We start from the raw sequence: 16,291 nt of genomic DNA, 5'->3' as shown, positions 1-16,291 counted from the left end.
TCCACCCCCGCGGAGCGCCCCGTGTCGATCAGCCCCCATGAGCACGACCCGTACGTCCGCGTCCGCGGTGCCCGTGAGCACAACCTGCGGGGGGTCGACGTGGACGTGCCGCGGAACGTGCTCGTGGCGTTCACCGGGGTGTCCGGCTCGGGGAAGTCCTCGCTCGCGTTCGGGACGATCTACGCGGAGGCGCAGCGGCGGTACTTCGAGTCGGTGGCGCCGTACGCACGCCGCCTGATCCACCAGGTGGGGGCGCCGAAGGTGGGCGAGATCAGCGGGCTGCCGCCGGCGGTCTCCCTGGAGCAGCGGCGCTCCGCGCCCACCTCGCGCTCCTCGGTGGGCACGGTGACGACGCTCTCCAACTCGCTGCGGATGCTGTTCTCCCGCGCGGGCGACTACCCGAAGGGCGCCGAGCGCCTCGATTCCGACGCGTTCTCGCCGAACACGGCCGCGGGCGCCTGCCCGGACTGCCACGGCCTGGGCCTGGTGCACCGTACGACGGAGGCGCTGCTCGTCCCCGACCCGGCGCTCTCGATCCGGGAGGGCGCGATCGCGGCGTGGCCGGGCGCGTGGCAGGGCAAGAACCTGCGGGACGTCCTGGACGCGCTCGGGTACGACGTGGACCGGCCCTGGCGCGAACTGCCGCGGCAGGACCGGGAGTGGATCCTGTTCACCGACGAGCAACCGGTCGTCACGGTGCACCCGGTGCGGGACGCGGGCCGTATCCACCGCCCGTACCAGGGCACGTACATGAGCGCCCGGCGGTACGTCCTGAAGACCTTCGCGGACTCCAAGAGCCAGACGCTGCGCACCAAGGCCGAGCGGTTCCTGCAGAGTGCTCCGTGCCCGGCGTGCGCGGGGCGGCGGCTGCGGCCCGAGGCGCTCGCGGTCACGTTCGCGGGCCGCACGATCGCGGAGTTGGCGGCCCTCCCGCTGACCGCCCTGGCGTCCCTGCTGCGTGCGGCCGACGGCGACGAGACGGCCCGCGTACTCACCGCCGACCTGCTCGCCCGGATCGAGGTCATCACCGAACTCGGCCTGGGCTACCTGGGCTTGGACCGCTCGACGCCCACGCTCTCGGCGGGCGAACTCCAACGCCTGCGCCTGGCAACGCAGTTGCGCTCGGGCCTCTTCGGTGTGGTGTACGTCCTGGACGAGCCGTCGGCGGGCCTGCACCCGGCGGACACGGAGGCGCTGCTCACGGTCCTGGACCGGCTGAAGGCGGCGGGCAACTCGGTGTTCGTGGTCGAGCACCACCTCGATGTCGTACGCCGCGCCGACTGGCTGGTCGACGTGGGCCCGCGCGCCGGCGAGCACGGCGGGCAGGTGCTGCACAGCGGGCCGGTGGCGTCGCTCGCGGACGTCGCGGAGTCGGCGACCCGGCGCTTCCTGTTCGAGCCGCCGCGAGCCGGTACGCGTACGGTGCGCGAGCCGGACGGCTGGCTGAAGCTGGCCGGGGTGACACGGCACAACCTGCGGGGCGTCGACGCGGAGTTCCCGCTCGGCACGTTCACCGCGGTCACGGGCGTCTCGGGCTCGGGCAAGTCGACCCTGGTCGGACAGGAACTCCCCCTGGTGGCCGAGGAGTTGACCTCCGTGAGCCGTGTGGTCCAGGTCGACCAGCGGCCGATCGGCCGTACGCCGCGCTCCAACCTCGCGACGTACACGGGCCTCTTCGACGTGGTCCGCAAGGTGTTCGCCGAGACGGACGAGGCGCGGGCGCGCGGCTACCGCGTCGGCCGGTTCTCCTTCAACGTGACCGGTGGCCGCTGCGAGACCTGCCAGGGCGAGGGCTTCGTCTCGGTGGAGCTGCTGTTCCTGCCCAGTACGTACGCGCCGTGCCCGGACTGCGCAGGCGCCCGCTACAACCCCGAGACCCTGGAGGTCACGTACCGCGGGCGGACCATCGCCGAGGTGCTCGACCTGACCGTGGAGGCGGCCGCCGCGTTCTTCGCGGACGTACCGGCGGCGGCCCGCAGCCTGGCCGCCCTGCTCGACGTGGGCCTCGGCTATCTGCGGCTCGGCCAGCCCGCGACGGAGCTGTCGGGCGGCGAGGCACAGCGCATCAAGCTGGCCAGTGAACTCCAGCGGGCGCAGCGCGGCCACACCCTGTACGTGCTCGACGAGCCGACGACCGGTCTGCACCCGGCCGACGCGGAGGTCCTGATGCGGCAGTTGCACGGCCTGGTGGACGCGGGCAACACGGTCGTGGTCGTCGAGCACGACATGGCCGTGGTGGCGGACGCGGACTGGGTGATCGACCTCGGGCCCGGCGGGGGCGACGAGGGCGGCCGAATCGTCGCGGCGGGGCCGCCCGCGCAGGTCGCGCGGGCGGCGGGGAGCCGGACGGGGCCCTACTTGGCGGCGGCGCTGTCCGCGGAGGCCTGAGCGTCCGACGGCGCGACGAACTGCACGTCCAAGGTGATCTTCACGACCTCCCCGAGCAGCCCCGGCGCGAAGTCCAGGCCGTACTCGCTGCGCCGCAGCTCCCCCGTGGCCTCGAAGCCGGCGTGCGTGGAGCCGTCGAGCGGTGACTCGACCAGGCCGCCGAACTCCACGGCGAAGCTGATGGGCCGGGTCACGTCGCCGATGGCGAGGTCGCCGGCGAGCGTCCAGTTCTCGCCCGCGCCCTCGATCCGGTTCGAACGGAACGTCATCGTGGGCCGCTTGGCGACGTCGAGCAGGTCGGAGGCGCGGACGTGCGCGTCCCGGTCGGCGTTGCCGGTGTCGACGGAGTCGAGCGCGACGGTCGCCGTGACGGAGCTGTCGGCCAGGGTCTCGCCGACGACGAGCGAGGCGTCCAGCTGGTTGAACCTGCCGCGGACCTTGGCGATGCCGAGATGGCGGATGGTGAAGCCTACGGCGGAGTGGAACGGGTCGAAGGCCCAGTTCCCGGCGGGCAGGGGCAGTACGTGAGCAGTGGTCTGCGAAGTCATGCGGCCAGCCTGCGGCGCTGCTGGGTGCGGGAGGAAGGCCGGGCCGAGACGGGTAGGGCGGAGGCTGGTAGTGACAGGGCCACCCTGCGCGCGCGGCGCGACCGTACGATCGACGGGTGAGCGACAACAAACTCGGCGCGTATCTGCGCAGCTGCCGCGAGTCCGTGACGCCCGCCGACGTGGGCCTGCCCGCCGGGCCGCGCCGCCGCACGCCGGGCCTGCGCCGCGCGGAGCTGGCGATGCTGGCCGGGATCAGCGTCGAGTACCTGGCCCGCCTGGAGCAGGGCCGCGACCGCCACCCCTCGGCGCAGGTGCTTGCCGCGCTCTGCGACGCCCTGCAGCTGCCGCTGGAGGCCCGCGCCCAGCTGCGGCACCTCCTGAAGGCCGAGGAGGGTCACTACATGTGCGGGGCCGCGCCGATGCCGGCCCGCGAGGTGCGGCCCACGGTGCGCGCGCTCCTCGACCGCCTCGAACCCACACCGGCCGTCGTGCAGAACCTCCTCGGCGAGGCCGTGGCGTACACGGAGGCGTACGCGCGCCTGGTCGGCCCGGTCGGCGCCCTGGACGAGGACCCGCCGAGCCTCCTCCGCTACCTCTTCACGGACCCGCGCGCCCGGGAGGCCTACCCGGACTGGGACCACGTCGCCGACGAGCAAGTGGCCGCGCTGCACTACGACTTGAGCCGCAAGGACCCGTATGTCGCGGAGCTGGTCAAGGAGTTGACGATCACCGCGGGCGCCCCCTTCGCCGACCGCATCGCCGCCCCGCCCCACCTCCCTTCCGCCACGGGCGTGACCCGCTTCGTCCACCCGGAGGTCGGCGAACTCCGCCTGGCCTACGAGACGCTGTCCCTCCCGGAGCCGGACGGCCAACACGTACTGATCCACTTGCCCGCGGACGCGGCGACGGGGCGGGCGCTTGATCGGTTGCAGGGGTTGCGGCCGGGCGGGTTGCGGGCGGTGTCCGGGGACTGAGCGGGACCGAGGCCGGCGCCGCTCAGCTGACGGTGACGTGGAAGACGTAGTACGCGGGATCGCTGCCGGGCGTCGAGGTGGCGGTCGGCAGGGAGGAGCCGGAGGGCGGGGGCTCGCCTATGCCGTCTCCTCCGCAGTCGGCGTTGACGCAGTACAGGAACCTCATCTTCGCGATGCCGGGCTCCACCCCGCGGAACGTGAAGTGCTGGGTGCTGTCGTCCCCTCCGTCGTTGTCCCCGCTGTCCCCGTACTCCTTGTCCGCGCCGACGAGGCGGACGACGTCACGGTCGGGCCGCGGACTGACCAGCGTCCAGCCCTGACCCATCGAGACCCCCGCCGGGAACTCCAGCTCGAACTCCTCCCCCGCGTCGACCTCGATGGACCGGTCGGTCGCCTCGTACGAAGCGGGTCCGAAGAGCCCGCAGCCAGTGAGGGCGAGCAGGGCCGGCACAAGGCCGAGAGGAGCGAGGCGCCGGCTCGCAGGGGGTGAGGCGATCATGGTCGGTGAAGTTAACAGAGAGCGATGACGGCCCCCAACTGCCGTCACCGCTCTCCTCGTTCACGGCACCTGCCGTGGCCGCTCAGCCGGGTGGGCGGTGGTGTCTCAGCCCCGCGAGACCTTTCGGTTGGCCCGCAGCCACTCCTTGTTCATCGCCGCGATCGACGGCAGCGGGATCCCCTTCGGGCACGCCGTGGCGCACTCGCCGGTGAGGGTGCAGCCGCCGAAGCCCTCCGCGTCCATCTGGCCGACCATGTCGAGCACGCGGGTCTCGCGCTCGGGGGCGCCCTGGGGAAGGACGTTCAGATGGTTCACCTTGGCCGAGGTGAACAGCATCGCCGAGCCGTTCGGGCAGGCCGCGACGCAGGCGCCGCAGCCGATGCACTCGGCGTGCTCGAAGGCGTAGTCGGCGTCCGGCTTCGGGACGGGGGTGGCGTGGGCCTCGGGGGCCGAGCCCGTCGGTGCCGAGACGTAGCCGCCCGCCTGGATGATGCGGTCGAAGGCGGCGCGGTCCACGACCAGGTCCTTGACGACCGGGAACGCGGAGGCGCGCCACGGCTCGATGTCGATCGTGTCGCCGTCCCGGAACGAGCGCATGTGAAGCTGGCAGGTGGTGGTGCGCTCGGGGCCATGGGCGTCGCCGTTGATCACCAACGAGCAGGCGCCGCAGATGCCTTCGCGGCAGTCGTGGTCGAAGGCGACCGGGTCCTCGCCCTTGAGGATCAATTCCTCGTTCAACGTGTCCAGCATCTCCAAGAAGGACATGTCGGACGAGATGCCATCGACCTCGTACGTGGACATGGCGCCGTCGGCGTCGGCATTGCGCTGCCGCCAGACGCGCAGGGTCAGCTTCATCAGGCGTAGCTCCGCTGTGTGGGGTGGACGTACTCGAAGACCAGGTCTTCCTTGTGGAGGGTCGGGGCCTCGCCCGTACCCGTGAACTCCCAGGCCGCCGCGTACGAGAACTCCTCGTCGCGCCGCTCGGCCTCGCCGTCGGGGGTCTGGGACTCCTCGCGGAAGTGGCCGCCGCAGGACTCGGCGCGGTGCAGGGCGTCGAGGCACATGAGCTCGGCGAGCTCCAGGTAGTCGACGATGCGGTTGGCCTTCTCCAGGGACTGGTTGAACTCCTCGCCGACCCCGGGGACCTTGATGCGGCGCCAGAACTCCTCGCGGATCTGCGGGATCCGGTCGAGGGCCTTGCGCAGGCCCTCCGCGGTGCGGGCCATGCCGCAGAACTCCCACATGACCTCGCCGAGTTCACGGTGGAAGGAGTCCGGGGTGCGGTCGCCGTCGACGGCCAGGAGGCGGGCGAGGCGGTCCTCGGTCTCGTCAAGGACCTCGCGTACGACGGGGTGTTGAGCGCTCACCTCGTCCCCGAGCGGGTTGCGCGCGAGGTAGTCGTTGATGGTGGAGGGGAGGACGAAGTAGCCGTCGGCCAGACCCTGCATCAACGCGCTGGCGCCCAGGCGGTTCGCGCCGTGGTCGGAGAAGTTGGCCTCGCCGACGGCGAAGAGGCCGGGGACGGTGGTCTGGAGGTCGTAGTCGACCCACAGGCCGCCCATCGTGTAGTGCACGGCGGGGTAGATCCGCATCGGGGTCGTGTACGGGTCCTCGTCGGTGATCCGTGCGTACATGTCGAAGAGGTTGCCGTACTTGGCCTCGACGGCCTTGCGGCCCATGCGCTGGATGGCGTCGGCGAAGTCCAGGTAGACGCCCTCCCGTCGCCCACCACCACCCTCAACCGAGGAGCCTTCGGCTCCGTCCCTCTTTCCTATGCCGGGGCCCACTCCCCTGCCCTCGTCGCAGACGTTCTTCGCGGCGCGGGAGGCGATGTCGCGGGGCACGAGGTTGCCGAAGGACGGGTAGATGCGTTCCAGGTAGTAGTCGCGCTCGTCCTCGGGGATCTTGTTCGGCGGCCGGTCGTCGCCCTTGGCCTTGGGTACCCAGATGCGGCCGTCGTTGCGCAGGGACTCCGACATCAGCGTCAGCTTCGACTGGTGGTCGCCGGTGCGCGGGATGCAGGTCGGGTGGATCTGCGTGAAGCAGGGGTTGGCGAAGTACGCGCCGCGCCGGTGCGCCCGCCAGACGGCTGTGGCGTTGGAGTTCATGGCGTTGGTGGAGAGGTAGAAGACGTTGCCGTAGCCGCCGCTCGCGAGCACCACCGCGTCGGCGAAGTACGTCTCGATCTTTCCGGTGATCAGGTCGCGGGCGACGATGCCGCGGGCCCGCCCGTCGACGACGATGACGTCCAGCATCTCGGTACGGGGATGCAGCTCGACATTCCCCGCGGCGATCTGCCGGGACAGCGCCTGGTACGCGCCGAGCAGCAGCTGCTGGCCGGTCTGTCCGCGGGCGTAGAAGGTCCGCGACACCTGTACGCCGCCGAAGGAGCGGGTGTCGAGCAGTCCGCCGTACTCGCGGGCGAACGGCACGCCCTGCGCGACGCACTGGTCGATGATCTCGACGGAGATCTGCGCGAGCCGGTGCACGTTGGACTCGCGGGCGCGGAAGTCGCCGCCCTTGACGGTGTCGTAGAACAGCCGGTGGACCGAGTCGCCGTCGTTGCGGTAGTTCTTCGCGGCGTTGATGCCGCCCTGCGCGGCGATCGAGTGGGCGCGGCGCGGGGAGTCCTGGTAGCAGAACTGGACGACGTGGTAGCCCTGTTCGGCGAGCGTCGCGCCCGCGGAGCCGCCCGCGAGGCCGGTGCCGACGACGATCACGGTGTGCTTGCGGCGGTTGGCGGGGTTGACCAGCTTGGCCTCGAAGCGGCGGGTGTCCCAGCGCTCCGCGATCGGCCCGGTGGGCGCCTTGGCGTCGGCGATCGGCTCGCCGGTGGCGTAGTCGGCGTAGGGGGCGTACGAGGGGTACGAGGGGCTGGAATCTGGGGTGCTCATTCAGCTCACCACTCCGGTCATGACGGCGACGGGTACGGAGACGAAGCCCACGGTCAGGAGCAGTGCGAGCCCGTTGGCGGCGGTCTTCAGGGCACGGTCCCGGGCGGCACTGCCGACGCCGAGGGTCTGGGCCGCGCTCCAGAAGCCGTGCCGGACGTGGAAGCCGAGGGCGACCATGGCGACGAGGTAGATGACGTTGCCGTACCAGGTGGAGAAGGTCGCGACGACGTTCTGGTAGGCCTCGCCGTGCACCGCGTGCTCGTTGACGGTGAGGGTGGTCAGGTCGAGCAGGTGCCAGACGATGAACAGGCCGAGGATGATGCCGCCCCAGCGCATCGTGCGCGTCGCGTAGCTCGCGCGCTTCCTCTTGTGCACGTACTTGGTCGGCCGCGCCTTGATGTCCCGACGGCTCAGCTGGTACGCGGAGACGGCGTGGGCCACGACGGCCAGGACGAGGACGATGCGGACCAGCCAGAGCGTCCACTCGTAGTGCATGAAGGGCTCGCCGACGGTGCGCAGCCAGTGCGCGTAGCCGTTGAACTCGTCGGTCCCGAAGAAGATCTTGAGGTTGCCCAGCATGTGGACGACCAGGTACAGGAGCATGACGAGGCCGCTCACGGCCATCACCGTCTTCTTGCCGACGGTCGAGTCCCAGAAGGTGGGTGTCTTCGACGGCCGTCGGTCCGTCCGCGTTGCCAGAGCCATGAGTCAAGACGCTAAGGGCCGAAGGTCCCAGAGGTCCAAGACATGGTCCCCCTCATTCTCATAGCCGATGCCTATCAACCGCGTACGCTGGGGGTTATGCAGTTGCAGCAGCTCCAATACTTCGTCGCGGTGGCCGAGACCCGGCACTTCACCCGGGCCGCCGAGCAGGTCCACGTGGCGCAGCCCTCGCTCTCCCAGCAGATCCGGGCCCTGGAACGGGAGTTGGGAGCGGAGCTGTTCAGCCGGGCGCGGGGCAACATCGCGCTGACGGACGCGGGCGAGACCCTCCTCCCCCTGGCCCGGCGGATCCTCGCCGACGCGGACACGGCCCGGCAGGAGGTGCAGGAGCTGGGCCGCCTGGAGCGCGGCCGGGTCCGGCTCGGCGCGACGCCCTCGCTCTGCACGGGCCTGCTCCCGGACGTGCTGCGCGAATTCCACGACCGCTATCCGGGCATCCGCCTGCTCATCGAGGAGGGCGGCTCCCACGATCTCGTACGCGAACTCGCCCGCGGCGCGCTCGATCTGGCCCTCGTGGTGCTGCCCCTGCCGTCCCCGTCGCCCGCCCTGACCACTCTGGAGCTGCTGCGCGAGGACCTGGTGGTGGTCTCCTCACCGGAGGCGCCCGCGCCGGGTACGCGGGGCCGTTCCGTGCGTGTCTCCGACCTGCAGCGCGAACGCCTCGTGATGTTCCGGCACGGCTACGACCTGCGGGAACTCACGGTCGCCGCGTGCCGTGCGGCGGGCTTCGAGCCGGACTTCGCGGTGGAGGGAGGCGAGATGGACGCGGTGCTCGGGTTCGTGCGGGCGGGGCTCGGGGTGGCGGTGGTCCCCCGCATGGTCGCCACGCGCGCGGGCCGGGGTCTACGGGTCACCCCGCTGACCCGCCCCGGCCTCCACAGGACGATCGCCCTGGCCCACCGCAGCGATGTGGCTCCACCTCGGGCGGCACGGGAGCTGCAGCGGATGCTGATGGAAGCCCCGTAAGGGGCGCGGGGAACTGCGCGAGCAACCACGACGCACCCGCAGCCGGCTGCGCGCCCCCAGCCGGAAGGCGAAGGGGAGGCAGGGGGCTGCGCCCCCTGGACCGATCAGCCCGTCGCGTCGACCAACGCCAGCGTATGCAGACGGTCCGGCGGCCCGGGACGCGCGTAGTACCACCCCTGAGCCGTATCGCACCCCAGCTCCCGCAACTGCTCCGCCTGCGCCCCCGTCTCCACCCCCTCCACCGTGACCGACAGGTCAAGACTGTGGGCGAGGGAGACGACCCCCTCGACGATCTTCAGGTCCACCGGGTCCACCGGATACCGCTGCATGCCCTGCGTGAACGACCGGTCCAGCTTCAGCACACTCACCGGCAGCCGCCGCAGATTCGCCAGGTTCGAGTAGCCCGTACCGAAGTCGTCGAGGGCGATGTCCACCCCCATCTCGGCCAGGCGCCGCAGCGGCTTCAGGAGATCGTCGTCGGCGCCGATCAGCGCGGATTCGGTGACCTCCAGGCAGAGCGCTCCCGGTTCGAGCCCGACCCGCTCCAGGATCTCGACCGTGTCGGCGACCAGGTGCGGGTGGTGCAGCTGCACCGGGGACAGGTTGACGTTGATCCGCAGCGGACCGGCGTCCGCGTGCCGCTGCTGCCATTCGCGGGCCTGGCGTACCGCCTCCTCCAGGACCCAGCGGCCGAGCGGCACGATCAGCCCGGTGTGCTCGGCGAGCGGGATGAACCGGTCCGGGCCGAGCACCCCGTGCTGCGGATGCGTCCAGCGCACCAGTGCCTCGGCCCCGCTCACCGACCCGTCCGCGAGGTGGACGAGCGGCTGGTACTCGATGAAGAACTCGCCCCGAGCCAGGGCCGCCGGGAGGGCGGTGGTGAGTCCGTGCCGGGTGATCGTACGGGCGTCGACCTCGGGGTCGGCGAGCTCGAAGCGGTTGCCGCCCGCGGACTTGGCCCGGTACATCGTGATGTCGGCGCTGCGCAGCACCTCGGCGGGGCTGCGCTCGCCCGCCGGGCCCTCGACGATGCCGATGGAGCCGCGCACGGTGATCTCGCGGCCCTCGATGCGGATCGGTATGGCCAGCATCGACAGGATGCGCCCGGCCAGTTCGTCCACCTCGCGCTCGGTGTCCGTGCCGGTGGTGAGCGCCACGAACTCGTCGCCGCCGAGCCGCGCCACCATCTCGCCGGGCGCGGTCGCGCAGGACTGCAGCCGGTCGGCGACCTCGACGAGCAGCCGGTCGCCGGCCGCGTGGCCGAGGCTGTCGTTGATGGCCTTGAAGCCGTCGAGGTCGAGGTAGCAGAGCCCGAAGCGCCTGCCGTCGCCCGCGGCGAGCGCCTTCTCCAGGCGTTCGAAGAACAGCGTGCGGTTGGGCAGCCCGGTGAGCGCGTCGTGCGTCGCCTCGTACCGGAGGCGCAGGTTGAGCAGGCGCCGCTCGGTGGTGTCCTCCATCAGCGCGAGCTGGTACTGCGGGCGGCCCTCGGCGTCGCGCAGCAGGGAGACGGTGAGGTTGGTCCACAGGACGGTGCCGTCGTGGCGGTAGTACGGCTTCTCGACCCGGTACTCCTCGCGCTCGCCGCGGACCAGCTCCTCGTAGAGCCGCCAGACCTGCGGGGCGTCGTCGGGGTGGGTCCAGTCGCTGATGTTGCGGCCCCGGATCTGCTGTCCGAAGCCGCCGCCGAACATCCGGGTGAGGGTGTCGTTGACCTGGAGGACGGTGCCGTCGAGGTCGGCGATGCCGATGCCGATCGCGGCGCCCTCGAACACGGCGCGGAAGCGGGCCTCGCTGGCGTGCAGGGCCTCGGCGACCGCGTGCCGGGCGTCGAGCGCGGCGCGCGAGATCGCCTCCTGCTCGGCGAGCGTGCGCTCCTTGAGGGCCTGCGCGAAGCCCGCGGCCACGGCGTGCTGCAGCCGCGAGCAGCGCGACCTGAGCTCGTCCTTGCTCCGTCGCTCGTCCTCCTGCCCGCAGTACAGGACGAGGTACGCGTCGACCACGTCGAGGGTGCGGCTGAGCGCCTCCGGGTCCGTGCAGTGCGTACCGACCAGGGCGGCGCCGACCGCCTGGCCCTCGGCCGCGTCGAAGACCCGCGCGGCGAGCGCGTCCCGCAACCGGCGGGCCAGCGGCACCAGTTGCTGCTCCAGCTCGGCCCGGCTGAGCGAGGTGGCCGTGACGGGGAAGACCGCACGGCTCCAGATCGTGGCGAACCGGCGCAGTCTTCCCTCGGGCCCGTCCGGCGCGGCGCTCTTCTCGGTCACGCGCTGCGCCCCACACCCGCGTACCCGGAGAACGTGAAGGGGTCCTCCTGCTCCGGGGGCGTCTCCGGCCGCCAGTGCGGCATCTGCACGAGCCCTGGCTCGACCATGTCGTACCCCTCGAAGAAGCGCGCGATCTCGTCGCGCGTGCGCATGACCAGCGGATTGCGGGTCTTCTCGTAGACACCGACGGTGCCGGCGGCCTCCTCGCGCCCGGGGACGCCGTCGTACGAGGCGTGCGTGAGGACGAGGAGGCTGCCGGGCGCGAGGGCGTCCCGCAGTTCGGCGACGGCGGCGTACGGGTCGTCGGTGTCCTCGACGAAGTGCAGGATCGCGACGAGGAGCAGCGCCACCGGCTGCTCCAGGTCCAACAGGCCCTTCACCTCGGGGCTGTTGAGGATCTCCTGCGGGTTGCGCAGGTCGGCCGCGAGGGCCGCCGCCCCTTCGTTGCCGTCGAGGACGACCCTGCTGTGTTCGACCGCGACCGGGTCGTGATCGACGTACACGACCTTTGCCCGGGGATTTGCCGCCTGCACCACTTCGTGGACATTTCCGAAGGTGGGAATGCCGGAGCCGATATCGAGGAACTGCGTGATTCCCGATTCGACCGCAAAGCGTACGGCTCGCCGCATAAAGGCCCGATTGGCCTGCATGATCTTGGGAAGTCCCGGCATGAACTCCATGGCCTTGCGGGCCGCTTCGCGGTCCACCTCGAAATTATGCGATCCGCCCAGGTAGAAGTCGTACATACGGGACACGCTGGGCTTCGAGATGTCGATGCCCGGCGGGGCCCAGGCGGGTCGATCCATCGTGTCTCCAAGGCGTAGGCGAGCCAGTGTTCGAGCCGAGGCTACTGATCGCTCGCCAACGGGTCGAGCAGAACCGGAAATTGCTCATCCGTTCTCGGTCACGACCCGCAAGGAGTGCATCTGCAGCTGCACGTGCACTTGGCCGATTGCAGATGCACACAACGCACACGACGAGGCCCCCGCTCCGTCGCACACGGAGCGGGGGCTGCGGTCTGACGGCTACTTCGGCGCCCCGACCAGCTTCCCCTCGGGCGAGACCGCGTACCAAGTGCCGCCCACGCCCTGGCCGTTGACGTCGCCCGGCTTCTTGTCACCGGAGAAGGTGTAGAGCGGCCAGCAGTCGATGGTCTGCTGCTTCTTCCCGTCGGGCCGGTCGAACACCGCGAACCCCTTCTTCAGGACACCCTTCGTGTCGTTCTTGTCCACGGGCTCCACGACGGGCCAGTTGTCCAGACAGGCGCCGGTGCAGGCGGACTTCATGGGCCAGGCGGAGTCCTTCTTGAAGCGGTAGACGGTCATGCCGCTCTTGTCGACGACGATCTCGCCGAGCTCAGGGTCCTCGCGGGTGGACATCCCGGGAAGGTCCGTCGCCTCCTCGCCGGCCTCGTCGGCGGAACCGCCCCCGGCACCCGCCGTCGCCTTCTTGCCGTCGGGCGCCGCCGCGTGCCAGGTGCCGCCGACTCCCTGCCCCTTGGCGTCGCCGGGCTTCTCGTCGGCGGCGTAGCGGTACATCGGCCAGCCGGCGACGGTCAGTTGCTCGGTGCCGTCCTCGCGGGCGACCGAGCCGATGAGGGCGGGGTCGACGCCGGGTGCGGCCTTGGCGCCGTCGGCGGCGACCACGGGCCAGGTCTCGGCGCACTCCCCCGCGCAACTGGACTTCGGCGGCTTCGCGGTGTCCTGGTCGAAGCGGTAGAGCGTGAACCCGGCGCTGTCGGTGAGGACATCGCCGAACTTCTTGCTCTTCCACACGGCGAGCTGCCCGGCCGCCTTGGCCTCCGTCCCGCCGCCGCCCGCCGCCGAGCCGTATCCGTCGCCGTAACTCCCGTTCGCCGGGGCCGCGTTGCCCACGGACTGCCCGTTCGAGTCCTCGCCGGACCGCTCCTGTCCGCACGCCGTCGTCAGCGTCAACAGGGCCGCGGCCGCCACCGCGATCGACGCGCTCCGCCAGGTGTTCATGCCGGTCAACTCCCGTACTCGTAGAGGCAGTTGCTACGCATGCGCCACATCGCACGCACCCCTGGATACGGAGCATCCCGCCGCCGGTACTCAACCGCCGCCAAGATTCTTTTCCGTACGGGCGGGGGCCGGGGTGTCCGTACGGGGAGGGGCCGGGGCTTCGGTACAGGGAAGGGCCGGGGTTTCCGTACGGGCGGGGGCCGGGGTGTCCGTACGGGGAGGGGCGCTGCTGCCCGCGACTGCCGTACGGACCGGGCCGGGGCGTCCGCGCGGGTGGAACACCACAGGACACCTCTCCCACCCGTACCGCTCCGAGCTGCGGCGGTCGCACCCCTGCCGCACTCTGAGGGCATGCCCTGGCAAGCACCGATCGTCGTGCATCCGTTCACCTCGGGGGACGGACGCCCGGTCAGCGTGCGCGGACGCCGGCTCGGGACCGCGCACAGCGACCGCGAGCTGCTCGAAATGCTGCGCGCGGCGGGACTTGACGAGGCGGACGCCGCGCTCGACGACCCGCATCTGGTGGAGTGGCGCGGCGCGCCCGCGCACGCGTGGCTGCCGCCGCACGCGGACCGCAGCGCCTGAGCCGAAACCTTCCGGGCCCACGTTCCCCCGTGTGGCCCACGTCCATGCCCCATTCGCCCGACACGGATCGCGACCACCGAAGGGCATACCTAGCGTTTCGGGCATCGAGGTGCATCACCGGTTGCAGCGGAACAGGTCCGCGCCGCTCCTCGGGGACCCTAAGGATTGCTATGCGCGCGATATCCCTCGCATCGGCGGCCGTCGTCACGGCGGGCGCCCTGGCCCTCACCACCCCGGCCGCCCATGCCACGGTCGCGGGGGACAACGACAACAACATCACGTCGTTCGGCTTCAGCGTGACGCCGTCGACGGTCGCCGCGGGAGGCCAGGTCCACTTGAAGGTGGACGGCTGCGACGCGACGGCGCACGCCACCTCCGGCGTCTTCGACAAGGTGAGGATCCCCCGGGGCCGGACGGCCACCGCCACCGTCGACTGGGACGCCAAGCCGGGCGCGATGTACACCGTCACCTTCGAGTGCAAGGGCGAGACGGGCACCACGGATCTGACCATCGCCACCGGCGGGGGCCAGCACACCGGCGGCCAGCACACGGGCGGACAGCAGCACAACGTCCACCGCGGCGTGCACGCCGGAATCGGCGGCGCCTTCGGCGACCTCGACTTCCACGACCTCGCCCTGGGCGCCGCCCTGATCACGGGCGCGCTCGGCTCCGCGTACTACTGGGCGAGGCGCCGCCCGGACGAGGACGGCGCCTGAGCGCGGGGCACGGACGCCGGGCCGCCGCCATGACCCCTCGACACTCGTACGGGACGCCTCAACTCCCGTTCACGGACAGTCAACTCCCTTACGCTGAACGGCACTTCGCCCCGGGATCCGCACCGGCCCCGGGACGAAGTGCCGCCGTGCGCGCCCGTGGGCGCGCGGATGGGTCAGGCGCGGCCGGTCCTGGTCTCGCCGCGGCGGCGCAGCCAGAACGCGCCGCCACCGATGAGCGCGGCACCCGCGAGGGAACCGCCGATGGCGACGTCGGTCGACGTGGCACCGGTGCTGGTGCTGCCGCCGAGACCGCCTCCGGCGCCGCCGTGGATCACGGTGAGGGCGCCCTCCCGGGTCACGCTGCCCGCGGCGCCGCAGGTGGCGGTGACGCTGTGCGAGCCGATGTGGGCGTTGCGCTTGATCCTCACGGTGGCGGTGGCCATGTTGCCGCCGCTCGGGCGCAGCCGGGTGTTCCGGAAGGCCGACGAAGAGACGTGGTTGTTGCTGCCCCTGGTGCACTCGTGGGCGTTGACCGTCACCGTGACGGTGCCGCCGCGGAAGGTGGTCGTCGGCGAGACGGTGATGGCGCTTGCGTCCCAGGCGCTCGCGGACGGTGCTGCGAGCCCGATGATGGCACCGGCGGCGGCCGTAACCGCCAGGGCACGAGAAGTACGCATGAGAACCTCCGCGGGAGAGCGCCCCGAGGAACCGTCCCCGGGCAGGATTGGCGAGATCGCCCTCCCAGACCGACCCTCAGGTGCCGTGCACCCGCCCGCATTTCGGGGCTGGTCCGTCCTGGTGAGGCGACACGCCGGGGCAAAGTCCCGCGGAGGCGAGTAAGGGCAGGTCACGGACCGTCAGAAATTGTCTGAGGCGGGAAACTCGGATGGCGCACGGACCGTTCGGCCGCCACCCGTTCGCCTCTTCGCTGTCGCCGCATTTCCGAACGGCCTTTAGCGTTCTGCCATGTGCAATGGACGCGGCAGGACCGTCGCGTTGAGAGGGGATAGAGAATGCCTTCGTCCCAGTCCGCCGCCGAGGAGGAGCCGCAGAAGAAGCGCGCCCCATGGGGAGTGATAGCGCTGGTTCTGCTCACCGGGCTCGCCTTGATAAGGAATGGTTCCGGCGAATTCACGGTGGGACCTCCGCAGCCCGCCTCCGCCGCGGCGACCGACAACCGCGTGCACGGCCAGACGCGCGCCGACGGCGCCGCGCCGCTGTCGTTCTCCCTCGCCGAGCGGGTCAGGATCCCGGCGATCCAGGTGGACGCCCCGATCATGACCGTGGGCCTGGACGCCCAGGGCTGGGTGGACGCGCCGCCTCCGCAGGACCCGAACCTGGCAGGCTGGTTCAACGGATCCGTCTCGCCGGGCGAGAAGGGCACGTCCGTGATCGTCGGCCATGTCGACAACAACGCGGGGCCCGCGATCTTCTACGGCCTCGGTTCGCTGACCAAGGGAAACCATGTCGAGATCACCCGCAAGGACGGCCGCACCGCCGTTTTCGAGGTGTACGGGATCGAGGTGTTCGACAAGGAGAACGTCCCGGGCACCAAGGTGTACGGCAACACCGGCGAGGCCGAACTGCGCGTCATCACCTGCGGCGGCGGATTCACGAAGGAGAACGGCTACGACGGAAATGTCGTGGCGTTCGCCCGGATGGTGAAGACGATCTGAGCGGGACAGACAGCACAGCAGGCAGACAACTGCCGGGCGGGCTCGAAGAATTGAGCCCGCCCGGCAGTTTTTTCTGCGT

The 16,291-nt window shown here is 71.2% G+C and carries 15 protein-coding genes; 6 read left to right on the top strand and 9 right to left on the bottom strand.

Going from position 1 to position 16,291, the window contains the following annotated elements:
• Positions 1 to 21: 21 nt before the first annotated feature.
• On the top strand, positions 22 to 2,388 hold the full coding sequence (locus RCO28_RS21630) for an excinuclease ABC subunit UvrA (protein ID WP_308942834.1): 2,367 nt from the start codon (positions 22 to 24) through the stop codon (positions 2,386 to 2,388).
• Here the strand turns inward: RCO28_RS21630 and RCO28_RS21625 are convergent.
• Positions 2,355 to 2,936: a YceI family protein gene (locus RCO28_RS21625; RefSeq protein ID WP_308942833.1), complete on the bottom strand. Its 582-nt coding sequence runs from the start codon at positions 2,934 to 2,936 to the stop codon at positions 2,355 to 2,357. The genes RCO28_RS21630 and RCO28_RS21625 overlap by 34 nt on opposite strands.
• A 116-nt stretch (positions 2,937 to 3,052) precedes the next feature.
• On the opposite strand from RCO28_RS21625, the gene RCO28_RS21620 reads away from it, so the two are divergent.
• A complete protein-coding gene (locus RCO28_RS21620; protein WP_308942832.1) occupies positions 3,053 to 3,910 on the top strand; it encodes a helix-turn-helix transcriptional regulator in 858 nt (285 codons plus the stop codon).
• A gap of 22 nt (positions 3,911 to 3,932) precedes the next feature.
• On the opposite strand, the gene RCO28_RS21615 is transcribed toward RCO28_RS21620, so the two are convergent.
• From RCO28_RS21615 to RCO28_RS21600, 4 genes are all read right to left on the bottom strand, one after another.
• Entirely contained in the window at positions 3,933 to 4,409 is a 477-nt protein-coding gene (locus RCO28_RS21615; RefSeq protein ID WP_308942831.1) for a protease inhibitor I42 family protein, read from the bottom strand.
• 105 nt (positions 4,410 to 4,514) lie between these two features.
• Entirely contained in the window at positions 4,515 to 5,264 is a 750-nt protein-coding gene (locus RCO28_RS21610; RefSeq protein ID WP_308942830.1) for a succinate dehydrogenase/fumarate reductase iron-sulfur subunit, read from the bottom strand.
• Positions 5,264 to 7,303, bottom strand: coding sequence for a fumarate reductase/succinate dehydrogenase flavoprotein subunit (locus RCO28_RS21605; protein ID WP_308942829.1), 2,040 nt, complete (start codon positions 7,301 to 7,303; stop codon positions 5,264 to 5,266). Before RCO28_RS21605 ends, RCO28_RS21610 begins: the two co-directional genes overlap by 1 nt.
• Complete coding sequence (locus tag RCO28_RS21600; protein ID WP_308942828.1) at positions 7,304 to 8,008, bottom strand: succinate dehydrogenase; 705 nt, start codon at positions 8,006 to 8,008, stop codon at positions 7,304 to 7,306. It lies immediately after the preceding gene.
• A 96-nt stretch (positions 8,009 to 8,104) separates the two neighbouring features.
• Between RCO28_RS21600 and RCO28_RS21595 the strand changes: the two genes are divergently transcribed.
• Positions 8,105 to 8,992 carry a LysR substrate-binding domain-containing protein gene (locus RCO28_RS21595; RefSeq protein WP_308942827.1) on the top strand — a complete coding sequence of 296 codons (888 nt, stop codon included), beginning with the start codon at positions 8,105 to 8,107 and terminating at the stop codon, positions 8,990 to 8,992.
• 104 nt (positions 8,993 to 9,096) lie between these two features.
• On the opposite strand, the gene RCO28_RS21590 is transcribed toward RCO28_RS21595, so the two are convergent.
• From RCO28_RS21590 to RCO28_RS21580, 3 genes are all read right to left on the bottom strand, one after another.
• Positions 9,097 to 11,253, bottom strand: a complete 2,157-nt coding sequence (locus RCO28_RS21590; RefSeq protein ID WP_308942826.1) for an EAL domain-containing protein — start codon at positions 11,251 to 11,253, stop codon at positions 9,097 to 9,099.
• On the bottom strand, positions 11,250 to 12,059 hold the full coding sequence (locus tag RCO28_RS21585; protein ID WP_308942825.1) for an SAM-dependent methyltransferase: 810 nt from the start codon (positions 12,057 to 12,059) through the stop codon (positions 11,250 to 11,252). The genes RCO28_RS21590 and RCO28_RS21585 overlap by 4 nt, the downstream gene beginning before the upstream one ends.
• A 219-nt stretch (positions 12,060 to 12,278) precedes the next feature.
• Entirely contained in the window at positions 12,279 to 13,235 is a 957-nt protein-coding gene (locus tag RCO28_RS21580) for an SCO0930 family lipoprotein (RefSeq protein ID WP_308942824.1), read from the bottom strand.
• 351 nt (positions 13,236 to 13,586) lie between these two features.
• Here RCO28_RS21580 and RCO28_RS21575 point away from each other — a divergent pair, with 351 nt between their 5' ends.
• On the top strand, positions 13,587 to 13,820 hold the full coding sequence (locus RCO28_RS21575) for a hypothetical protein (protein WP_308942823.1): 234 nt from the start codon (positions 13,587 to 13,589) through the stop codon (positions 13,818 to 13,820).
• Positions 13,821 to 13,990: 170 nt separating this feature from the next.
• Positions 13,991 to 14,536: a hypothetical protein gene (locus RCO28_RS21570; RefSeq protein WP_308942822.1), complete on the top strand. Its 546-nt coding sequence runs from the start codon at positions 13,991 to 13,993 to the stop codon at positions 14,534 to 14,536.
• 173 nt (positions 14,537 to 14,709) lie between these two features.
• Here RCO28_RS21570 and RCO28_RS21565 read toward each other — a convergent pair whose 3' ends face one another.
• Complete coding sequence (locus RCO28_RS21565) at positions 14,710 to 15,213, bottom strand: hypothetical protein (protein WP_308942821.1); 504 nt, start codon at positions 15,211 to 15,213, stop codon at positions 14,710 to 14,712.
• 336 nt (positions 15,214 to 15,549) lie between these two features.
• Here RCO28_RS21565 and RCO28_RS21560 point away from each other — a divergent pair, with 336 nt between their 5' ends.
• Positions 15,550 to 16,212 (top strand): class F sortase, encoded by a 663-nt coding sequence (locus RCO28_RS21560; protein WP_308942820.1) that lies wholly within the window; start codon positions 15,550 to 15,552, stop codon positions 16,210 to 16,212.
• Positions 16,213 to 16,291: the final 79 nt, after the last annotated feature.

Origin of the sequence: Streptomyces sp. LHD-70, assembly GCF_031157275.1 — a bacterium.
GTDB lineage: Bacteria > Actinomycetota > Actinomycetes > Streptomycetales > Streptomycetaceae > Streptomyces.
Note: the sequence above shows the minus strand (reverse complement) of the source record. Positions and strands in the feature narration are given on the sequence as shown.